Raw genomic sequence first — 20,272 nt, 5'->3', positions numbered from 1 at the left:
GATATCAACTTTTCGAGAGAAAAAGCCGCCGCTTGTTAACGGCGGCTTTTCTTATGCCTGGCGTATAGTCCCGCTGCAATAAGGGCGGCTGCGGTCGCCAGACTCACTGCAAGCCCCGCAAGGGCGCCCGGAGTCTTATAGGTCATCACGATCCTATTTGCGCCTTTCTGCATGTTCAGGGACGACAAGCCCTTATCGGCGGCGGGCGTTAGTTCTGCGGCAGTTCCGTTTACCGTTACGTTCCATCCCTCATCGTACGGAATGCTCAGCAGCAGGTTACCGTCGTCCTTGGCGGTATACTCGCCTTCGATCCTTCCGTCTTCAAAAACCGTCGGAATAAACTCGCTCGTCCTAAGCTCGTTAATAATCTGCTCAAAAACGTCCAGATTGAGGGTGTAAAAGACCGGCTCATTGTCTTGGGGCATGTCTGTATAGCCCTCTGCGACTCCGATTAACACCGTATGCTGGCTCGGGGCGTCCGATGCATCTGCAATCTGGCGGATATTATTGTCGAATCTCCAGGCCTCGTTTTCGATCGTTCGCTGGTCGATGGTAAGGGTGACGGGCCAATAACTGCCGGCGGTCGCATCTTTGTTGATGTAGAGATACCCGATGGAGCTTGCCGGTACAGTGACGCTCCATTGCTTTAAGCTATCGCTATTCTCCGTGCTCGTGGCCTCGATCTTGGTATAGAGCTCGACCTCGCGGCCTAGGATTTTGCTGTAGAGGTCGTTCTGCTTTTCGAAAGGGTTTTCGCTCTTCAGCGTGCTGTTTTTGATATCGCTTGAGGCTGCGATGCCAATGCTGAGCGCATAGGGGTTCTCGTACACCGCGCTTGTGGAGTCGGCCTGATTCGTCTTGGCTAAAACGTATTCCGCAGGCGCGTTTTCAGGAATGGCATACTTGACTCCCAGTAGGGCATCGACGGCGAGAATGGGCTCGGCATAACGGGTCGAGAATTCGCCGACGCTGCTGTATCCAAGGGAGTTGAGCAGTGCGATGGCCTGCGGGTTATTTGCGGATGAGTAGGACGACAGCTGGCTGTACCCAAGCGCTAAGCCCTCGTTGAGGGCAGCGCTATCGGCGCGCGTGGTCGTTCGATCGATACGGTAGAATGACGCAGGATCCTGGGCTTGAATGGTTGTGATCGTGTCGGTTGCGGTGGCGACATAGGCGCTGTTGGTTTCTTCGGAATAGCCTGTGTACAGCTGATTCCACATGACATGGGCGTTTGCAAATAGTTCAATTGCCGTGAGTGCCAGGAGTGGCATGACGATGGCCGGCCGATGGGCTCGACGTAATGCTGGCCGTTCTTTGAGCTTCTGCAGCGCGTATCCTGCGGCCCACATCGTAAAGAAGCCCACCAAAAAGGCTGTGCGCGAATAGAACCCATTGGGAACGCGCATGCCGCACCAGATGTACTCGAGCGGGCTCAAAACGGAGCTAGCGATCAGGACGGCTGTGACGACGAACGTTGCGATGCGTATCTTGGCCGTAACCTTGCGGTTAAACAGTAGGCTTGTTGCAAGTAACATCATGATGACGCCGCAATAGAACTGCGGCGTATTCCCGTTATTCACCCACATGCCGGGGATGAAGCCCCTGATGAGCGATTTGAGGCCTGTTTTAAGCAAAGGGCCAAGTGCCAGCACGGGGCCGCCTTTTGCCATGGCAAGGATGGTCGGCAAAAAGGTCCAGGCGGACAGGAGCAGCCCAAGCATCATAGCCCCTGCAAATCGTAGGGCCCGGTCGAGCGTGAGCATCCAGCTAAATCCTTCTGCAGCGACGTAATCGACAAACTCAACCAATACGAAGATGCAGAGGAATAGGATGTTGATATAGGCCGTATACCAACAGAACATGACATTGAGAGCAATCGCAATAACGAGGCGTATCATTTTTTGTTCGCGAATGAGCTCGTAGCATCCGAAGGCGCAGATGGGTAGCAGGATAAGGCAATCAATCCAGAGCGGATTACACAAATTACTTATGGTCCAACTGCAAAACGTAAATGAGAGGGAAAGCAGGAATGCTGCGGGCTTGGACAGGTCAAAGCGCTTTTGCACATACCAAGCGCTGCTGATGTGGATGCAGCCAAGCTTTAGCGCGCTGATGATAAACACAAAGAGCGTCAGCTTGTCTGCGGGAAACAGCACGCAGAGCAGGTTGAAGGGGCTGGCGAGGTAGTAGCTATAGAGCCCCCATGTGTTCATGCCGAGTCCCTGTGAGAAGGAATAGCGAAGGTTTGCCTCGCCTAAAAGGACGCGGTGAAACCACGCGAAGAAGTCGATGTATTGGTATTTGAGATCGTTGGTGAGAAACGAGTTGTCGCCAAAGGGGTAGACATGCCCCGCCGCTGCAAGTGCGACAAAGAGTGCGACGGAAAACGTGAAGCAGGTGGCGTAGAACGCCACATTCTTGAGCGTGCTGTTATTGGGCCGTGTCATCAGATTCCTCGTTGGATTCTCGAATGATATAGATGGGGCGCCGTTTGGCCTCCAAGTAGGCCTTTGCCAAGTATTCACCGATGATTCCTAGGCATAGGAGCTGCATGCCGCCAAACAGCGTAATGAGGCAGGCAAGGGAGGGCCATCCGCCTACGGGGTCGCCCCAAACAAGCGTTTTGACGAGGATGACGATAAGTCCCAGGATGGCGATGAGACAGAAGACGATACCCGTGAGGGCGGCGAGGGAGAGCGGCGCCGTGGAAAACGCGACGATGCCGTCGATGGAATAGAGGAGCAGCGACCAAAAGCTCCATTTGGTCTCGCCGGCCACGCGGTTGACGTTTACGTAGGGGAGCCATTTGGTCTTGAAGCCGACCCAGCCGTAAATGCCCTTGGAGAATCGGTTGTATTCGCCCATGGAGATGATGGCGTTGACCATAGGTCGCTTCATGAGCCTAAAATCGCGTGCTCCGTCGACGATGTCAGCCTTGGAAATGCGGTTGATGATCTTGTAGAACATACGGGCGCAGAACGACCTGATGGGAGGCTCGCCTTCGCGGGTGGTCCTGCGTGTGGCGACGTTATCGTAGTTTTCGGTCTGCAGGATCTCGTACATCTGCGGCAGAAGCGAGGGCGGGTCCTGCATGTCGGCATCCATGGTGGCGACATAGTCGCCCTTTGCGTGCTGGAGTCCGGCGAGTAGTGCCGCCTCCTTGCCAAAGTTGCGCGAGAAAGAGTGCCAGCGGATGGCGTATGGATGCGCCGCCGCGGCTTCTGCTTTCATGACGGCGAGCGTTTTGTCTGCCGAGCCATCGTCGATGAGGACGGCTTCAAAGGAGATGCCGGGGTCTTGCTGGGTCATGATGCGAACGACGCCATCGAGCTCTTTAAGAAAGATCGGAAGTGATTCCTGCTCGTTGTAGCACGGCACGACGATGGAGATGAGCGGCATGGTGGTTTACCTCTCGCTTGACTTGGAAGTAGGGTGGCCGGGCTGGTCGTCGTAGGCGTATTTGCTGTACACGTTGACCTCCCACTGCTTTTTTTCGACCTTTGCTACAGAATCCAGGATGAATCCGGTCGCAAGGCTCAGGCCGCACAGGAACATAAACGAGGTGGCGAGTATGGCGGTGGGGAAGCGCGGGACCAGGCCGGTCTGAAAGTACTCAACAATGATAGGAATGCCCAAAGCCAGGCCGATAATCGCGAATAGAAGCGCAACCAGGCTAAAGAACTTCAGCGGGCGGTAGTCCTTGAACAGCGTGCCGATCATCGCAACGACTTTAATGCCGTCGCTCACGGTATTGAGCTTGGACTCGGAACCCTCGGGACGATCGCGGTACTCGATGGGCACATCTTTGATGCGCCAGCGGTGGTCGACGGCGTGGATCGAGAGTTCGGTTTCGATCTGGAAGCCCTCGGAAAGCACGGGGAACGTTTTAACGAACGGGCGGCTCATGGCGCGGTAGCCGGTCATGACGTCATCGAAGCTGTAACCATAGATCCACTTGATCATGGCGCGAACTAGGTTGTTGCCAAAACCATGGAAGGCGCGCTTGTTTTCCTCGGCATAGGTGCCGTTGGAAAGGCGGTCGCCTACGGTCATGTCGGCCGTGCCGTTAAGGATGGGCTCGCAGAGGGCCTTAGCCGCCTCGGCGGGGTAGGTGTCGTCCCCGTCGACCATCAGGTAACAATCGGCATCGATATCGCGAAACATCTGACGGCAGACGTTGCCTTTTCCCTGACGGGGCTCAAAGCGGACCGTGGCGCCGTGCTCGGTGGCGATGCGTGAGGTATCGTCCGACGAATTGTTGTCATAAACATAGACCGTCGCCTGCGGAAGCTCGCGGTGAAAGTCGTCGATGACCTTACCGATCGTGAGCGCTTCGTTGTAGCAAGGGATGATGACGGCGATGGATTCAGAATTCACTCAATGCTCCTTATACATTCAATCCCAGAAAGTATAGCCTTTTGCGTCTGACATCCTTAGATGTGGGTTAGTTCTCCAGTTTTGCTGCGCGAATCTTTTGCATGGCCGTCGGGTCTATACTGTTCATTTGTCAACGATTACGAGTAAGGGAGTTGCATCCGTGTCGGATCAGACAAAGCAACAAGAAACTCGCAGTCTGCCTGCGACGTTTGCTAAGAACGAATTTGAGAAGGATGCGTTTATCCTTCGTCAGCTTGTTACCAAGGATTTTAAGATCAAGTATCGCCGTAGCGTTCTGGGCGTCGCATGGTCGGTGCTCAACCCGTTGCTGATGATGATCGTCATGGCCATCGTGTTCTCGACGATTTTTGCCCAGGGCCGCAATGGTTCGATTACGCCCGAAATGTACCCGCTGTATTTGATTGTGGGTAACGTTACCTTTGCCGTGATGTCCGAGTCCACGAACCAGGCACTGACGTCCATCGTAGGTGCGGCTCCGCTGCTCAAGAAGGTTAAAGTGCACCGCTGGGTCTTCCCGGTGCAGAAGGTGCTTTTCTCGCTGGTGAACTTTGCCTTCTCCTTGGTTGCCGTCGCGATTGTCATGTTGTGGTTCCACGTTATGCCTTCTTGGCACCTCATTCTGCTGCCCGTCTGCCTGCTGCTGCTTATGTGCTTCTGCATGGGTCTGGGCATGATGCTCTCTGCCCTTACGGTCTTTTTCCGCGACGTTATGCATCTGTGGACTGTTGTCATCACGGCTTGGACCTATATCACGCCTATCTTCTGGACTACCGACTTTATCGTTCAGATGCCTCATCTTGTTCGTATTTTGGTTTACGCGAACCCCATGTACAACTATCTGCAGTTTATGCGCGATATCTTCCTGTTCCAGACAACGCCTTCGCTTATGACGCTCGGTATGTGTGTCGTTTGGGCGGTTCTTGCGCTTGTTATTGGCTACACCGTGTTCCATAAGTCCGAGCGCAAATTTATCCTCTACATCTAAGGAGTGCTGTGATGACTGAATCTGTTGTTGATTACAGCGAGCAGCCTCTGGCTGTCGAGGTCGACGACGTCACCATGATCTTTAACATGGCGTCCGAGTCGCTGACCAACCTCAAGGAGTACTTTATCAAGCTTGCAAAGCACGAGCTGTTCTTTGAGGAGTTTAGGGCGCTTAAGCATATCTCGTTTGATATTCATCGTGGCGAGGTTGTGGGTCTGGTCGGCACCAACGGCTCCGGCAAATCCACGATGCTCAAGATTATCGCCGGCGTGCTCGAGCCCAGTGAGGGCAGCGTTAAGGTGCACGGTAACATCGCGCCGCTGATTGAGCTTGGTGCCGGCTTTGACCCCGAGCTGACCGCCCGTGAGAACATCTATCTGAACGGCGCCTTGCTCGGCTATACCAAGGAGTTCATCGACGCAAACTTTGACGGCATTATCGAGTTCGCTGAGCTGCAGAACTTTGTCGATATGCCGCTTAAGAACTTCTCCTCGGGCATGGTGGCGCGTATCGCCTTTGCAATCGCGACGATCACCGAGCCCGATATCCTGATCGTTGACGAGACGCTGTCCGTCGGCGATGTCTTCTTCCAGCAGAAGTGCGAAGCGCGCATCCAACACTTTATCCAGAGCGGCGACGTGACGGTTCTGTTCGTTTCGCACTCCATGGAGCAGGTTGAGCGCATCTGCCAGCGTGCCGTTTGGATTGAGAAGGGTGACCTTCGCATGGACGGCCCGGTCGATGAGGTCTGCAAGGCGTACCGCGAGCAGTTCAACTAGGTTATAATTACAGCCGCTTGGCTGATTTATTTGGTTGAGCGTGCGGTTATTTGCTCCATTAGCTCAGTTGGATAGAGCAGGGGACTTCTAATCCCAAGGTCGACGGTTCGAATCCGCCATGGAGCACCATCGTTTATTGAGCCCGGGCCGCTTGGTGGTCTGGGCTTTTTTCGTCTTGTGTGCTGCGGTTTTGAAGGGTTCGCTATGGGAAGCAAAAGGCTCGACTGGATCGATATTGCAAAGGGGATTGCAATTATTCTGGTCATTGTGGGGCACACCGTCCCAAATCCCTCTCCCTTGAGGCACGCGATCTTCTCGTTTCACATGCCGGTGTTCTTTATTCTTGCCGGGTATACGTTTAGGCCGAAGCCGTGGCGTGAGCTGCTGAGTGGTTCGGTGTCGCGCCTGCTGGTGCCGTATGTGGTTCTTGCACTGGCGTGGCAGGTGCCGACGTTCTTGATGAGCGGTGCTCCGTTGACGGGAGGTACACTTGCAGGCGGGCTCGAGACGCTTGTGTTTGCCTCGGGCGTTGATGTGCCCGGGCTTGGCGTTGCTGCCGTTGGCATGGCATGGTTTCTAGCGGGGCTGTTTACGTCGCGCCTGCTGTTTAATGCGCTCGTGCGGTTGTTTGACTGCCGCGGGATTGGGGTTGTTTGGCAGGGCGTTGTCTGTGCCGCGATTGCCTTTTGCGGTTTGAGCGTCTCTCGCGTTTTGGGTATTTACCTGCCGCTCGATCTGGATCTGAGCTGCTATATTGTGCTGCTGATGTGGGTTGGCAATACGGCCCGCCAAAGGGGGCTGGAGCCGAGCGCGTGCAAGCCTCTGCTGTTTATTGGAGCCGGTGTCGCTTGGCTTGTCCTTGCCGCGCTGAGTGGGCTTGAGCTTTCGAGCCGCCGCGTGGATGGATTTGTTGTTGCGACGGTTGCTGCTGTTTCGGGTAGCTACTGTGTCTGTTGGGTTTCGATGGCGTTGGAGAAGTTGAAAGACGTGCCGGTTTTGAGGGCTTTTGAGCGAGCGCTCGTGTTCTGCGGACAAGCCAGTCTGGCAATCTTTGCGATCCACGCGGTCGATTGGTTTATTCCTTGGCAGACCATGCCTCTGCTTATGTCACTGTCGGCATCGTGGCTCTTCGCATCAATCGTGCGCTGCGCCTGCGATATTGGATTGGCTTATGTGATCAAGAAGGCATGATGACAGCGGGAGACGGTCTTTTTGAGAGCCGCCTCCCGCTATTTTGAAAGGGTTTTGAGGTGCGAATTCGTGCTGGGCTTTGACTCGATTGCTTGATTTTACGTCTGATCTCGCACTTTTCCATCTGGGTAACTTAGATAAAACTGGGGTTCGAACCAGTTTTCGAATGAGTAGGAATCACTTTCTTCCGTCCATTTGTCGTCGTCAATGAAGAATCTGAAATCATCGTCCCCGCAGATATCTTCGGGCCATTCATCCCAACCTAAATCTCTTGGATAGCCGTTTGCATCGAGATCGGTCTCATCGGATTCCCAGTCGGAAACGAGTTCGAATGACACGTCTCGGATCAGCCTTACAAGTAGTTCTTGTGCAACGGTGTGAGCCATTAAGTCATGTCCGTGTTTTGCTCTCAGGCGATATCTAATCAGATCTGCTCGCAATCTGAAAAGAAAGTCATAGTCGTACTTCATCAGGTATTGAGATGGAAGTAAGTCAATTATCCAGCTATCGGGGAGTTGTCCAACATGAGTCCCTTTTGGAAGATGAGAAAGGTCCTCAAGATCTTGATTAATATAGTCAAGCAGAATATCTGTGCCAAAGGCGAAGGACGCTGCACCCTTATAACCGTATTCGTCTTTTAAGAATTGGGACCAGGCGGCATGAGACGAATCGATCGCCAGCGATTCCTTTGTTGTGTCCTCATTAACAGTCTCTGCTGCGGAATCATCGGGGAATTTTTTCCATTTAAGGACTTTGCATACAGCTGTTGCCTTGTCGCTTCGAATGGATTGGCCGCTCTCGTACTTACCCCATGTTTTTGCCCCGATACCGGCTCTGGAAGCTGCCTCTTCGATGCTTAGGCCCAGTTCTGCTCTCCTTGTTTTGATTTGGTTTGCCAGATTTTCGCTAACCTGGATCGTCTTTGGAGGCATCTTTGTTCCTTTCAGGTACCGGAACGTATAGGATACCTACCATATTAATACTAAATAGGTGTTTGTAAAGCTGGTATGTTGTCAGTTTGCGTTTGATGGGGCTCGAACGAGAAAAAACGCGCGTCCACAGAATGTGTGCTGCGGACGCGCGTTTCTCTTATGGATGTTACCTTGGCGGACAGAAGATCGATGCACTTGATCCAATCGCCTTGTTTGCTTCTTCCTATCCCAGACGTTCCCTAAGCAGCTCCAGCGCGTGGGCATACCCCTGCAGGCCCTCGCCAGTGATGGTGGCAAAGCAAGCCAGGCGTGCATAGCTCACCTGGCGGAAGTCCTCGCGGGTCTCGACGGCGCTAATGTGGACCTCAACGGCGGGGATGGCGACGGCCTTGAGGGCGTCGAGAATCGCCACGCTCGTGTGCGTGTAGGCCGCCGGGTTGATGACGATGCCGTCGACTTTGCCGTAGGCCTCCTGGATCTTGTCGACGATGCTGCCCTCGTGGTTTGACTGGAAGACCTCGACCTCGTCGAAGCCCTGTGCGGCTCCTGCCTCCTGGCAGATCTGGACCAGGCGGTCGTAGTTGTCGCTGCCGTAGATGCCCGGCTCGCGAATGCCGAGCATGTTGAGGTTGGGGCCGTTGATGACGAGTGCTTTCATGGTTGCTTCCTTTGTGGTCTGGTTGTTGGCAGGGCTTGCTGTCTGCGGCGTTTGCCCAGATAAAACCTGCCAAAATAAACCTGTCCCTTTTTGGCAGGTTTTAGAGGGTGTCGAGGAGGGCGCGTGCGGTGTTGGCGGCGCAGTCGCGTGAGTCGATGATGTAGTCGGCCCAGGCGCGGTAGCGCGGCATGCGCTGCTCGGCCAGCTTGTCGATGCCGTCGCGCGCAGTGATGGGGCGGCCCTTGTGGGCGAGTTCGTCGAGCTTGCGGTTGAGCATCACGATCTGGCTGTTTTGGTGCAGCAGCGGGTAGTTCTCGTCGCGTGTGACCACGCCGCCGCCGGTGGAGAGCACCAGGCCGCTGCGCTTGGAAATGTCGGCCAGCGCCGCCGTCTCCTGCTCGCGGAAGGCTGCCTCGCCGCGCTCGACGATAAAGTCGGCGCAGGACATGCCGAGGCGCTCCTCGAGCGCGCGGTCCAAGTCGATGTGCTCGCGGCCCGTGAGCTGGGCGATCTGCTCGCCCACGCGGGTCTTGCCCGAGCCCGGCATGCCGATGAGCGCGATGTTCTGCTCGCGGCGGGACAGGCGCTCCGTCACATCCAGGATGCGCTCGCGCGGTGTAATCTGGCCGGTGTAGCGCTCGACGGCCTGTGCCGCTTGGGCCACGAGCATCAGCAGGCCGCCGATGCAGGGGATGCCACGGCGCTCGGCCTCGAGCATCAGACCCGTGCGGGCGGGATTGTAGACAATGTCGATGACGCCTTCGAGCGCGTCAAGTCCTTCGAGCGTGCAGGGAGCGTCGGGGCAGTGAGGGAACATGCCGGCGGGCGTGCAGTTGACGAGCAGCGTCGCGTCGGACTGCTGCGCGATGTTATCGTAGTTGACTTCACTTGTGCGGCCGACAGGCACAACGATGGCGCCCAGGTCACCGAGCACCATGCTGGCCGTGGTGCCGGCACCGCCGGTGGCACCGAGCACGAGGACCTTCTTGCCGGCAACCTCTACGCCCAGCTCCTCGACCAGGCATTGGAAGCCAAAGTAGTCGGTGTTGTCGCCGCGCAGGCGGCCGTCGGGCAGGCGCGTGATGGTGTTGACGTTACCCATGCGCTTGGCCAGGGGACTCAGCTCGTCCAGGTAGTCCATGACGGCGCGCTTGTAGGGGATGGTCACGTTGGTGCCCTCCCACTCGTCGCCCGTCATAAAGGCTTCGAGGTCCTCGGGCTCGCGCTCAAAGCGCACATACTCCAGGCCCGCGAGCTCCTTGTAGATGGTCGGGGTGTAGCTGTGACCCAGCACACGGCCCAGGACGCCGTAGGGGCGGGTTGCGGCGGTATCGGTCATCTAGAGCACCTCCGTGTAGCTGCCAAAGTAGGTGAAACTCTCGCACACGTCGTCAATCGAGTCGAGCAGGTCGTCGAGGGCCTTGCTGCCAAAGGGGCAGTCCAGGTCAAAGTAGAACATAAACTCAAAGTCGTGCCCGGGGATGGGGCGGCTTTCGAGCTTGATGAGGTTGATGTTGAGCGCGTAGAAGCGCTCGAGCACGCGGTAGAGGGCACCCGGCTCATTGGCCGTGGTGATCATGAGCGAGGTGCGGTTGGCGCCGGGATAGACGCGCGGCTCACGGCTGATGACGACAAAGCGCGTGTAGTTGTTGTCCGAGTCCTGGATGTTGGGCTCCAGTACCTCCAGACCGTAGAGCGCGGCACAGCTGCGCGAGGCGATGGCGGCGACATCGGTGCGCTCGGAGTTGGCGACCATCTCGGCTGACATAGCAGTGTTGGGGTACTTGGTGGCGTGCAGGCTGTGGGCTTCGATAAAGCCGGCGCACTGGGCGATGGCCTGGCCATGGCTGTAGACCTCGCGCACGTCGGCGAGCTTGGTGCCGGGCTTGACGAGCAGGTTGTGATCGATCTTGAGGCGCAGCGAGCGCACGATATAGAAGTCGAACTGTGCGAGAAGATCGTAGACGGCGTTGACCGAGCCAGCGGTTGAGTTTTCGATGGGCAGCACGCCAAACTCGCAAAAGCCGTCGCGCACGGCGTGCATAACGCCCTCAAAGGTCTCAAAGAACGCGATATCGGGCACGTCGAAGAGCTTGCATGCGGCGATTTGGCTGTAGGCGCCCTCGACGCCCTGGCAGGCGACGGAGGCCGTTTGAGGGAAGGGCGTGTCAAATGCTGCTGCCGTGGTATGGGCCTTTTGCGACACGGTGATGCCCTTGAGCTCGTTGATGTAGCGCTGCTGCTCGGCCTTGCTCATGCTCATGAGAAGGCGGAACAGGGTGATGGTTTGAGCTTCGTAGCGCTCGGGTGCTCGGCTGGCGAGGTTGTTGAGTTTGGAGCGCTCGCGGGCGGGGTCGAAGACGGCCTTGCCCATCTCGACTTTTGACTTGGCGACCTCGGTGGCAATGTCCATGCGCTCGACAAAGCTGTTGAGGAGCGTGGTGTCGATGCCATCGATGGCCTGGCGAATATCGGCAAGGTCCATGGAGACCCCTTTCGTGAATCGTTGCCTGGGGTAGCTAATTTGGGACGGGGCTTTTTTAGCTACCCTTTGACTGGTGGCGAATCAATGGGTGCCGAGGCAAATACTCACTGGCATATGGGGGTAGCTAAAAAAGCCCCGTCCCAAATTAACTACCCTCGGGGTGGGCGGGCTAGCGCTGGGCGGCGTCTTCTAGGAGGGCGTCCCAGATGGCGAGCGCTGCGGCTGCCTCGGCTACGGGGACGGCGCGCGGGACGATGCAGGGGTCGTGGCGGCCGTGGACCGAGAGCTCCGCATTTTCCATGGCGTCCATGTCCACGGTCTGCTGCTCGCGACCGATGGAGGGCGTCGGCTTTACGGCCATCCGCCACATGACGGGTGCGCCGGTGGAGATGCCGCCCAGGATGCCGCCGGCGTTGTTGGACTCGACCGCAATCTCGCCGGTCTCGGCATCAACGCGATACGGATCGTTGTTCTCGCTGCCGCGCATGGCGGCCACGGCAAAGCCCATACCAAACTCCACGCCCTTTACGGCAGGAATGCCAAAGGCGATTTGCGCGATGCGGTTCTCGATGCCGTCGAACATGGGGTCGCCGATGCCCGCAGGCAGGCCGTAGATGCCGCACTCCACGATGCCGCCGATGCTATCGAGCTCATCGCGCGCGGCTAGAATTTCCTCGCGCATGCGACCGGCGGCCGCGGCATCAATACAGGGCAGGTCGTTCGTAAGGATCGCCTTGCGGTCGGCCTCGCGATAGACCATGTCGTCCATGGGCAGGTCCGAGATGCCACCAATCTGAGCCACGTGAGCCATCACCCGAATACCGCGGGCCTCGAGTGCCTGCAGCGCAATACCGCCGGCGATGCATAGGGGGGCCGTTAAGCGGCCGGAAAAATGCCCGCCGCCGGCGACATCGTGCATGTTATGGTATTTCACACGCGCGGGGTAGTCCGCATGCCCCGGGCGGGGCTTGCGGCGCAGCTCGGAATAGTCCTTGGAGCGCGTGTTGGTGTTCTCGATAATCGCGGCTATGGGCGCGCCGGTGGTGTGCCCATCGACCACACCGGCAATGATGTGCGCGGCGTCGGCCTCGCGGCGCTTGGTCGCGGTCTCGTCGCGCCCGGGGGCGCGACGGTCCAAAAAGGCCTGCAACACCTCCTGGTCAACGGCGATACCTGCCGGAATGCCGTCGAGCGAGCAGCCGATGGCGGGGGAGTGCGACTGGCCGAAGATGCTTAAGTGCAAAACGTTGCCAAAGGTCGAGGACATGCTATTCCTCCTCGAGCGTGACCTTGCCGCCCAGCAGGCGGTAGTGGTCAAAGAAATCGGGATAGGACTTATTGACGGCCTCGGCGCCGTGGATCACAACTTCGCCGGTGGCACGGCTCGCGGCGATAGCGGCCATCATGGCGATACGATGGTCGTTGTGCGAATCGACCTCGCCGCCGGTAAAAGCATCGACACCCTTGATGATGAGGTCGTCGCCGGCAATGCGCACCTGCGCGCCCAGCGCGGTGAGCTCGCGGGTGGTGGTGGCAAGACGGTCGGATTCCTTGATACGCAGGCGGGCACAATCGCGGATGAACGTGCGGCCTTGTGCCAGCGAGGCCACGGCCGAGATAACGGGTACCAGGTCGGGAATGTCGTGGGCGCTCATCTCAAAGCCGGCGAGCTTGTCGGACTGCACGGTGGCGGCGTTGGTGGAGCGCACGATGCGGGCGCCAAAGCGCGAGAGCGCGGCAAGCACGTTGCGGTCGCCCTGGGCGGAGCTCAGCGACACGCCCTCCACGGTGATGGGGTCGGAGCCGATGGCGCCGGCGCACAGCCAAAAGGCGGCGTTGGACCAGTCGCCCTCGACAGCCACGTTGCCAGGCGTGCGGTACGAGCCGCTGCTCACGCGGAAGTTTGTGACCTCGGGCTTGCCGTTTTTGGCGGGGATGCGCTCGACGTTGACCTCGACGCCGAAGGCCTTCATGGCCTGGATCGTCAGGTTGATATAGGGACGGCTCTCGATAAGGCCGGTCACCTGCACGCAGGAGGGCTGGGCCAGCAGCGGGGCTGCCAACAGTAGACCGGAGATGTACTGTGAACTCACATTGCCCGGCAGCACAAAGGTGCCCGGGCGCATGCGGCCGCTCGTCTTGAGCGGAAAGCCGCCCAGGCCCTGCAGGTCGCAGCCGGCGGCGATGATCTCGTCGGAGAGCGGGGAGAGTGGGCGGGCGCCCAGACGGCCCTGGCCCACAAACGTGGCCTCTGCCCCCAGCGCGCAGGCGACGGGCAGCATAAAGCGGAGCGTGGAGCCGCTCTCGCCGCAGTCGAGCGTGCCGCCGGCAAGTGCTTTGAGCAGGCCAAACTCAATACTCTTCATAGTGGGATGGACTTGGAAGCCATCCTCGACGGTCTCGATGCGGGCGCCGAGTGCCGTGAGGCAGCGCACCGTGGCCTCGATATCGGCGCAGGTGGTGTTGCAGGTCACATGCGTCTCTCCGTTGGCAAGGGCGGCGCAGATGATCAGGCGGTGCGCCATCGACTTGGATGCGATGGCGGGGACGGTGCCCTTGAGCGGGAACGGGGTGATGCGGGCTAGCATGCGGAGGCGTCTCCCTTCTGGCCGAGGCCCTCGGCAATTAAATCATGGAAGGTGGAAAGCGGCGTGCGGTCGATGCTGCAGCGGCCAATGTCGTGCGGAATTACCAGGTCGATGGTGTCACCGGCTCGTTTTTTGTCGTGCAGTGCCTCGGCAAAGATGGCGTCGGTGGAAAGCTCGCAGCGGGTCTTGAGACCGTGGCGGGCGCAGAGCTCCTCAATACGTGCGGGCAGCGCGGCGTCGCAGATGCCATGAAGCGCTGCGGCGCGCGTGATGATGCCCATGCCGATCGACACGCAGTTGCCATGTCCCAGCTCAAAGTGCTCGCAGGCCTCGACGGCGTGTCCGGCGCTGTGTCCAAAGTTGAGCAGCTTGCGCTGGTTGGTCTCGCGCTCATCGGCGACAACCACGGCGCGTTTAATGTCGATATTGCGGGCGATGATGAGCGCCACGCGGGCCACGTCGCGGTTGAGGAGCTCCAGCGTGAGCGGGGTCTTCTCCAACTCGGTGAAAAGCTCGGGGTCGGCGATCACGGCGTGTTTGACGACCTCTCCGCAGCCGTCGGCGAACTGCTCGGGCGTGAGGGTGGCGAGACACCCCACGTCGGCAATAACAACACTCGGCTGCCAAAAGGCGCCGGCCAGGTTTTTGCCGGCGGCCAGGTCGATGGCCGTCTTGCCGCCCACCGAAGAATCAACCATAGCGAGCAGGCTCGTGGGGATCTGCACAAATTTACAGCCGCGCATGTAGGTGGCGGCCACAAAGCCAGCCACGTCGCCTACAACGCCGCCGCCGAGTGCCACGATCACGTCGGAGCGCGAAAGCTCGTGCTCGGCCACAAACTCCAGGATGGCAATGTAGGTCTCGGCGCGCTTGTGGGCCTCGCCGGCCTCGAAGGTGCAGACACTCACCGTATAGCCCGCAGCCTCCAGGCTCTGCTTAACGGGCATCTGGTAGAGCGGACCCACATTGGTGTCCGTCACGATGACGGCTTTGGTACCGCCGGCGGTGGCGCGCACGAGCGGGCCCGCCTGCTCCAGCAAAAACGTGCCGACGTGCACCTGGTAGGGGCGTGCGGTGTCGATATCGATGGTAATCGCCATAAGCTTTGGTCCTTTCGACCTGGCGTGATAGGTGGTCTAGTGGGTGGCCTCGTCGTCGAGCGCGCGCTTGATGCGGTCGCCCTCGGCAAGGAGATTCTCAAGATAACGCTGGTCGCGGTCCTTGAGCGCACGGCTGTAGGCGCCAAGTGACTGGATCAGATGGTCGATCTCAAAGGCAAGTGCGTCGGCGTCGTCGATCATGAGCTCGGACCACATCTGGGGGTTGAGGTGCGCCACGCGGGTAAGGTCGCGGTAGCTACCGGCCGAAAAGCCGTGGTGGACCTGGGCGGTCGGGCTCTTTACGTAGGCGTTTGAGACGACGTGCGCGAGCTGGCTCGTAAAGGCGATCACGCGGTCGTGCTCGGCGGCGGTGGTCACGCTGAACTTGCCAAACCCTAAGGGGCGCACCATCTCGCGCACCTGGCCTAAAAGCTCAAGCTTGAGCGCATCGTCCACTGCAGGCGGCACGAGCACGAGTGGCGCGCCCTGGAACAGGTCGGCACGGGAGTGAGCGTAGCCCGAGTACTGGGTGCCCGCCATGGGGTGCGCGCCCACAAAGTAAAACCCGTACTCGTGGGCGAGTTCGAAGGCACGCTCGCACACGATGCCCTTCACGCCCACGGTGTCAATCACCACGGGCCCCATGATAGCCTCGGTATCGGTGGCGTCGGCGAGTGCTTGGGCGTGCGTCTCGAGCCACTCGATGCAGGCCTCGGGGTAACAGGCCAGCACGATGATGTCGCACTCGCCGAGCGTCTCGTCGTTGAGCTCGCCGGCGACGGTGCCCATGCTGGCGGCCGTCATGACGTCATCGTCGGGGTCCCAGGCCAGCACGCGGACGCCCGCCTGCGCATAGCCGCGGGCAAAGCTGCCGCCGATCAGACCCAGGCCCACAACGCCGGCGCATTTGGGGCCGCCCTGGTTAACGCGTGCGTTTCTCACCGTACCCATGGGCTACTCCATGGTCTCTTGGCAGACAACCTCGCGGATGGCGCGGATGCGGCGCATGGTGTCGTCGAACTGGTCGGGGGTGAGGGCCTGGGCGCCGTCGGACCACGCGCGGCTGGGCTCGTCGTGGACCTCGATCTCCAGACCGTTGGCGCCGCAGGCGGTCGCGGCGAGCGCCATGGGTTCAACGTAGCGGGTGTAGCCGGTCGCATGGCTGGGGTCGGCCACGACGGGCAGGTGCGACAGGTGGTGCAGCACCGGCACGGCGTTGAGGTCGAAGGTGTTGCGGGTGCGGGTCTCGAAGGTGCGAATGCCGCGCTCGCACAGGATAACGTTGTCGTTGCCCTCGCTCATGATGTACTCGGCAGCCATGAGCAGCTCGTCGATCGTGCCGGACATGCCGCGCTTGAGCAGAATTGGGGTCTGGGTCTTGCCGACCTCCTTGAGCAGGGGGAAGTTCTGCGCGTTGCGGGCGCCAATCTGCATGACGTCAATCTTCTTATCCAAGAAGACCTGCACGTCGCGCGGGTCCATGATCTCGGTGACGATCGGCATGTCGAGCTCGGCCGATGCCTCGCATAGCAGGTCCAGGCCGGCGGGGCCCATGCCCTGGTAGGCGTAAGGGGAGGTGCGGGGCTTGTAGGCACCGCCTCGCAGCATGGTGGCGCCGGCGGCCTTTACGCGGCGTGCGATGCGAATGAGGTTTTCGCCCTCGACGGAACAGGGTCCGGCGATGACCTGGAACTGGTCGCCGCCGATCTTGATGCCGTGGCCGCAGTCGATGACGGAGTCCTCGGGGTGAAACTTGCGGTTGGCACGCTTGAACGGCTCGGAGACGCGCTGCACACGCTCGACGACGTCCATGGACTCGAGCAGGAACGGGTCGATCTTGGTCGTATCGCCCACCAGGCCGATGATGGTCTCGTTCTCGCCGCGCGACACGTCGGTTTTGAGACCCTTCTTCTCAATCCAGCTGACGATGTGGCCGATGGCCTCATCGCTGGCGCTCTGCTTTAAAATTGCAATCATGGTGTGCCTCTCACCTCGATGGATAACCCTTGCAAAAACGGCCCGCAGTGCGAGCCGTATCATATGGTGCATGAGAGTTTATACTAATTATTTCACTTTTGCGTCCTAAAGTGAGCCGTTGCGCTTCGTCTCCCACGTAATTGCAGAGCTTTTTCTATTATGTTGTTAGCTCGTGGTGCACTTGGGTATAATGCCAACCGTTGGCCCTATTAGCTCAGGGGATTAGAGCGTCTGCCTCCGGAGCAGAAGGCCGTTGGTTCGAATCCAACATGGGGCACCATCGAACGTAAGACCGTCCGAACCTCGCATGGTCCGGGCGGTTTTTCTTATACCTACGCGACGTGATAGGACGTGGTATGGCAACGACGGATATCGAGCGCGGACTTTCAACCGCCGAGGTCGAGGAGCGCATTGCCGCCGGCAAGATCAACCGCAACATGGAGCTCAAGACCAAATCGGTTCGTGAGCTTATCATCGAAAATCTCTGCACGCTGTTCAATCTGATCAACGTGGTTTTAGCGATTTTGGTCATTATGACCGGATCGTTTAAGAACCTGACGTTCCTGTTCGTGGTGTTCCTCAATACCGCCATTGGCGTTATCCAGTCCATGCGCTCCAAGAAGATGGTCGATAAGCTCACACTGCTGACCTCTAAGAAGGCCATCGCGGTGCGCGATGGTGCCGAGGTGGAGCTCGACTTGGACCAGATCGTGCTCGACGACATCATTCGTCTGGGGCGCGGGGACCAGATACCTGCCGACGCCGTGGTGGTATCGGGCGAGGCGCTCGTTAACGAAAGTCTGCTGACGGGCGAGAGCGACCTCATCAAAAAGCAGCCTGGCTCCGAGCTCATGAGCGGCAGCTTTATCGACTCGGGCCTGTTGCGTGCCCGCGTGGTCCATGTTGGTGCGGATAACTATGTGGCCAAGATCAACAACGAGGCCAAGTACGTCAAAAAGGTCAATTCCGAGATCATGAACGCGCTCAACGCCATCGTGCGTTTTGCAAGCGTCATCATGATTCCGCTTGGTCTGGCTCTGTTCGCCTCGAGTGTAAGTGGGTTGTGGGACGCCGCCGGTACCCCGGGCGATAGCGCGCTTTCGTGGTGCTTTTCCGAGCTGCTGGCCGGTCGCGTACCTTCGTCGGCGCTGCTGTCCACGGTGGGCGCTCTTTTGGGCATGATTCCGCAGGGCCTGGTGCTGCTGACCTCGTCAGTGCTTGCCATCGCCACGGTGCGCCTGGCGCGCCGCAAGGTACTCGCGCAGCAGCTCTATTGCATCGAGACGCTCGCGCGCGTCGACGTGCTGTGCCTGGACAAGACGGGCACCATCACGTCGGGTCGCATGGAGGTCGAGGGCACTTATCCGTTGCCCGTTGAGGGTGTGGGCTTGGACCCGGACGAGGCACCTGTCCCCGTCGATACTACCGTGCTCGATTTTGCGCTTGCCAATGTCGCGCGCGCGACCTCGGCCGATGCCAATGAGACCTGCCAGGCGCTGCTCAACTACTACGCCGACCGCCCGGTCGAGGTGTCCGAGCCGCTGTCGGTCATTCCGTTTTCGTCCTCCAAAAAGTGGAGCGGCGCCTCGTTTGCGCAGGGCTCCTATGTGATGGGCGCGGCGCAATTTGTGCTTTCGGAGCGTATCTTTGCGCAGGTCGAAAATCGTGTGGCCGAGCTTGCCGACACCTGCCGCGTGCTCGTGGTGGCGCGCGTGGACGGCTTTACGCCCGATGGCGATATGGTGGGCGAGGCCGAGCCCGTGGGCTTTGTGACCATCCGCGACGAGATTCGCACTTCGGCCGCCGAGACCATCGGCTACTTTAACGAGCAGGGTGTGACCCTTAACGTGATCAGTGGCGACGACCCGCGCACGGTGTCGTCGATCGCACGCGTGGTGGGCGTACCGGGGGCGGACGCTTATGTGGACGCCACGACGCTCGATACGCCGTCCAAGATTGATGCGGCGGTGGACCGCTATCACGTCTTTGGCCGCGTGACCCCGCAGCAGAAGCGCGAGCTCGTGCAGGCGCTCAAGCGTCGCGGCCATACCGTTGCCATGACGGGCGACGGCGTCAACGATGTGCTGGCACTCAAAGAGGCGGACTGCTCCGTGGCCATGGCCGCCGGTTCCGACGCCGCACGCAACGTGGCCGAGATCGTGCTGGTCGATAACGACTTTGCCTCGATGCCCGCCGTGGTGGCCGAGGGCCGTCGCTCCATCAACAACCTGCAGCGTTCGGCCTCGCTGTTCCTGACCAAGACGCTGTTCTCGATGGGCCTGGCGGCACTGTGCATCGCGCTGCCGCCGTATCCCTTTGAGCCTATCCAGATGACGCTCATTAACTTCTTCTGCATCGGCGCGCCGGGCTTTGTGCTGGGCCTTGAGCCCAACAATGCCCGCGTGAAGGGGTCATTCTTGACCAACGTGCTCAAGCGTGCGTTGCCGGCATCGGTTGCAGTCATTTTGGCCGCGGCGCTCGATATCTTTGTGGCGCGCGTGTTTGGCTTTAGCCAGCTCACGCTGTCGACGATGTGCCTTCTCACGTCGTGCGCGGCAAGCGTGAGCCTGATCTGGCGTATCTCGCAGCCGCTCACACCCTTGCGCGTGATGCTCTTTGTATTTGTCGTCGTCGGCATCTTGGTGGGCGTTATCGGATTCCCCGAGCTGCTGTCTATCGCCAACTTGTCGATGGGCGAGGCAATTATCCTTCTGGTGATTGTGGTCTTTACTTGCAGCGTGTTCTTTAAACTCGCCACGATGATGGATTCGCTTAAGCCGCGTCGCCGCCATGCCGCCACTGGCTTTGGCCGCGGCGTGCGCGTTCGCTTGGGCCGCGGTGGCGGCAAGGTGAGCTCGACGGGCTCGACGGCCGAGCGTTTTGCCAAGCGCGTCGCCGCCGACATGGCGCAGCGCCGCGAGGAGCGTACGACACGTGAGGCCGAAGCCCGCGCGCTCGAGGGCGTGGAAAAGACCCAGCCCAAGAAAAAGAAGGGCGCGGGCGCCAAGCGCTCGCGTGTGACCAAGTCCGCCCAGGGCATTAAGGTCTCGATGCCGAGCAAAAAGAAGAAGTAACCGCACCTCACAGGGTAGCTAATTTGGGACGGGGCTTTTTTAGCTACCCGGCTGATGGCGCGATCTATTTGGCCGCTTGGCGGCCAGGGCAGCTAAAAAAGCCCC

16 protein-coding genes and 2 tRNA genes are annotated in these 20,272 nt (G+C 59.3%); 6 read left to right on the top strand and 12 right to left on the bottom strand.

Annotated elements, in window-relative coordinates; all coding sequences use genetic code 11:
- Positions 1–35: 35 nt before the first annotated feature.
- Genes ACTM86_RS07740 through ACTM86_RS07730 form a run of 3 tightly spaced genes read right to left on the bottom strand, consistent with a single transcriptional unit; the run spans position 36 to position 4,377 of the window.
- Entirely contained in the window at positions 36–2,447 is a 2,412-nt protein-coding gene (locus tag ACTM86_RS07740; protein ID WP_441016798.1) for a YfhO family protein, read from the bottom strand.
- Positions 2,431–3,399: a glycosyltransferase family 2 protein gene (locus tag ACTM86_RS07735; protein WP_441016801.1), complete on the bottom strand. Its 969-nt coding sequence runs from the start codon at positions 3,397–3,399 to the stop codon at positions 2,431–2,433. Before ACTM86_RS07735 ends, ACTM86_RS07740 begins: the two co-directional genes overlap by 17 nt.
- Before the next feature lie 6 nt (positions 3,400–3,405).
- Positions 3,406–4,377 (bottom strand): glycosyltransferase family 2 protein, encoded by a 972-nt coding sequence (locus tag ACTM86_RS07730; protein WP_441016804.1) that lies wholly within the window; start codon positions 4,375–4,377, stop codon positions 3,406–3,408.
- A 160-nt stretch (positions 4,378–4,537) separates the two neighbouring features.
- On the opposite strand from ACTM86_RS07730, the gene ACTM86_RS07725 reads away from it, so the two are divergent.
- From ACTM86_RS07725 to ACTM86_RS07710, 4 genes are all read left to right on the top strand, one after another.
- Complete coding sequence (locus ACTM86_RS07725; RefSeq protein ID WP_441016807.1) at positions 4,538–5,383, top strand: ABC transporter permease; 846 nt, start codon at positions 4,538–4,540, stop codon at positions 5,381–5,383.
- 11 nt (positions 5,384–5,394) lie between these two features.
- Entirely contained in the window at positions 5,395–6,162 is a 768-nt protein-coding gene (locus ACTM86_RS07720; protein WP_006236046.1) for an ABC transporter ATP-binding protein, read from the top strand.
- 52 nt (positions 6,163–6,214) lie between these two features.
- Positions 6,215–6,291, top strand: a tRNA-Arg gene (locus ACTM86_RS07715).
- Between the two features lie 75 nt (positions 6,292–6,366).
- Complete coding sequence (locus ACTM86_RS07710) at positions 6,367–7,353, top strand: acyltransferase family protein (RefSeq protein WP_441016810.1); 987 nt, start codon at positions 6,367–6,369, stop codon at positions 7,351–7,353.
- Between the two features lie 98 nt (positions 7,354–7,451).
- Here the strand turns inward: ACTM86_RS07710 and ACTM86_RS07705 are convergent, their stop codons facing one another.
- The 9 genes from ACTM86_RS07705 to aroF form a co-directional block, all read right to left on the bottom strand.
- On the bottom strand, positions 7,452–8,285 hold the full coding sequence (locus ACTM86_RS07705; RefSeq protein ID WP_441016813.1) for a helix-turn-helix domain-containing protein: 834 nt from the start codon (positions 8,283–8,285) through the stop codon (positions 7,452–7,454).
- 223 nt (positions 8,286–8,508) lie between these two features.
- Positions 8,509–8,943 carry a type II 3-dehydroquinate dehydratase gene (gene aroQ, locus ACTM86_RS07700; RefSeq protein WP_441016816.1) on the bottom strand — a complete coding sequence of 145 codons (435 nt, stop codon included), beginning with the start codon at positions 8,941–8,943 and terminating at the stop codon, positions 8,509–8,511.
- A gap of 100 nt (positions 8,944–9,043) precedes the next feature.
- Positions 9,044–10,282, bottom strand: a complete 1,239-nt coding sequence (locus ACTM86_RS07695) for a shikimate kinase (RefSeq protein ID WP_441016819.1) — start codon at positions 10,280–10,282, stop codon at positions 9,044–9,046.
- A complete protein-coding gene (gene pheA / locus ACTM86_RS07690) occupies positions 10,283–11,428 on the bottom strand; it encodes a prephenate dehydratase (RefSeq protein WP_441016822.1) in 1,146 nt (381 codons plus the stop codon).
- Between the two features lie 169 nt (positions 11,429–11,597).
- Positions 11,598–12,695, bottom strand: coding sequence for a chorismate synthase (aroC, locus tag ACTM86_RS07685; protein ID WP_441016825.1), 1,098 nt, complete (start codon positions 12,693–12,695; stop codon positions 11,598–11,600).
- 1 nt (position 12,696) lies between these two features.
- A complete protein-coding gene (gene aroA, locus ACTM86_RS07680) occupies positions 12,697–14,016 on the bottom strand; it encodes a 3-phosphoshikimate 1-carboxyvinyltransferase (protein ID WP_441016828.1) in 1,320 nt (439 codons plus the stop codon).
- The gene (gene aroB, locus ACTM86_RS07675) at positions 14,010–15,116 is read right to left on the bottom strand and encodes a 3-dehydroquinate synthase (protein ID WP_441016831.1); all 1,107 of its coding nucleotides are present in this window, start codon (positions 15,114–15,116) and stop codon (positions 14,010–14,012) included. Before aroB ends, aroA begins: the two co-directional genes overlap by 7 nt.
- A 36-nt stretch (positions 15,117–15,152) precedes the next feature.
- Complete coding sequence (locus tag ACTM86_RS07670) at positions 15,153–16,067, bottom strand: prephenate dehydrogenase (RefSeq protein WP_441016834.1); 915 nt, start codon at positions 16,065–16,067, stop codon at positions 15,153–15,155.
- 3 nt (positions 16,068–16,070) lie between these two features.
- Positions 16,071–17,093: a 3-deoxy-7-phosphoheptulonate synthase gene (aroF, locus tag ACTM86_RS07665; protein ID WP_427794404.1), complete on the bottom strand. Its 1,023-nt coding sequence runs from the start codon at positions 17,091–17,093 to the stop codon at positions 16,071–16,073.
- Between the two features lie 203 nt (positions 17,094–17,296).
- Here aroF and ACTM86_RS07660 point away from each other — a divergent pair.
- Both ACTM86_RS07660 and ACTM86_RS07655 read left to right on the top strand, forming a co-directional pair.
- Positions 17,297–17,373, top strand: a tRNA-Arg gene (locus tag ACTM86_RS07660).
- 76 nt (positions 17,374–17,449) lie between these two features.
- Positions 17,450–20,167 (top strand): HAD-IC family P-type ATPase, encoded by a 2,718-nt coding sequence (locus ACTM86_RS07655; RefSeq protein WP_441016837.1) that lies wholly within the window; start codon positions 17,450–17,452, stop codon positions 20,165–20,167.
- Positions 20,168–20,272: the final 105 nt, after the last annotated feature.

The sequence above is a fragment of the Collinsella sp. HCP3S3_E11 genome (assembly GCF_052067375.1).
Classification (GTDB): domain Bacteria; phylum Actinomycetota; class Coriobacteriia; order Coriobacteriales; family Coriobacteriaceae; genus Collinsella.
Note: the sequence above shows the minus strand (reverse complement) of the source record. Positions and strands in the feature narration are given on the sequence as shown.

Bases quoted from the DNA above. Each gene is read 5' to 3' on its own strand.
- ACTM86_RS07740 (WP_441016798.1), bottom strand. From the start codon at position 2,447: ATGACACGGCCCAATAACAGCACGCTCAAGAATGTGGCGTTCTACGCC.
- ACTM86_RS07735 (WP_441016801.1), bottom strand. From the start codon at position 3,399: ATGCCGCTCATCTCCATCGTCGTGCCGTGCTACAACGAGCAGGAATCA.
- ACTM86_RS07720 (WP_006236046.1), top strand. From the start codon at position 5,395: ATGACTGAATCTGTTGTTGATTACAGCGAGCAGCCTCTGGCTGTCGAG.
- ACTM86_RS07710 (WP_441016810.1), top strand. From the start codon at position 6,367: ATGGGAAGCAAAAGGCTCGACTGGATCGATATTGCAAAGGGGATTGCA.
- ACTM86_RS07705 (WP_441016813.1), bottom strand. From the start codon at position 8,285: ATGCCTCCAAAGACGATCCAGGTTAGCGAAAATCTGGCAAACCAAATC.
- aroQ (WP_441016816.1), bottom strand. From the start codon at position 8,943: ATGAAAGCACTCGTCATCAACGGCCCCAACCTCAACATGCTCGGCATT.
- ACTM86_RS07695 (WP_441016819.1), bottom strand. From the start codon at position 10,282: ATGACCGATACCGCCGCAACCCGCCCCTACGGCGTCCTGGGCCGTGTG.
- pheA (WP_441016822.1), bottom strand. From the start codon at position 11,428: ATGGACCTTGCCGATATTCGCCAGGCCATCGATGGCATCGACACCACG.
- aroC (WP_441016825.1), bottom strand. From the start codon at position 12,695: ATGTCCTCGACCTTTGGCAACGTTTTGCACTTAAGCATCTTCGGCCAG.
- aroA (WP_441016828.1), bottom strand. From the start codon at position 14,016: ATGCTAGCCCGCATCACCCCGTTCCCGCTCAAGGGCACCGTCCCCGCC.
- aroB (WP_441016831.1), bottom strand. From the start codon at position 15,116: ATGGCGATTACCATCGATATCGACACCGCACGCCCCTACCAGGTGCAC.
- ACTM86_RS07670 (WP_441016834.1), bottom strand. From the start codon at position 16,067: ATGGGTACGGTGAGAAACGCACGCGTTAACCAGGGCGGCCCCAAATGC.
- aroF (WP_427794404.1), bottom strand. From the start codon at position 17,093: ATGATTGCAATTTTAAAGCAGAGCGCCAGCGATGAGGCCATCGGCCAC.
- ACTM86_RS07655 (WP_441016837.1), top strand. From the start codon at position 17,450: ATGGCAACGACGGATATCGAGCGCGGACTTTCAACCGCCGAGGTCGAG.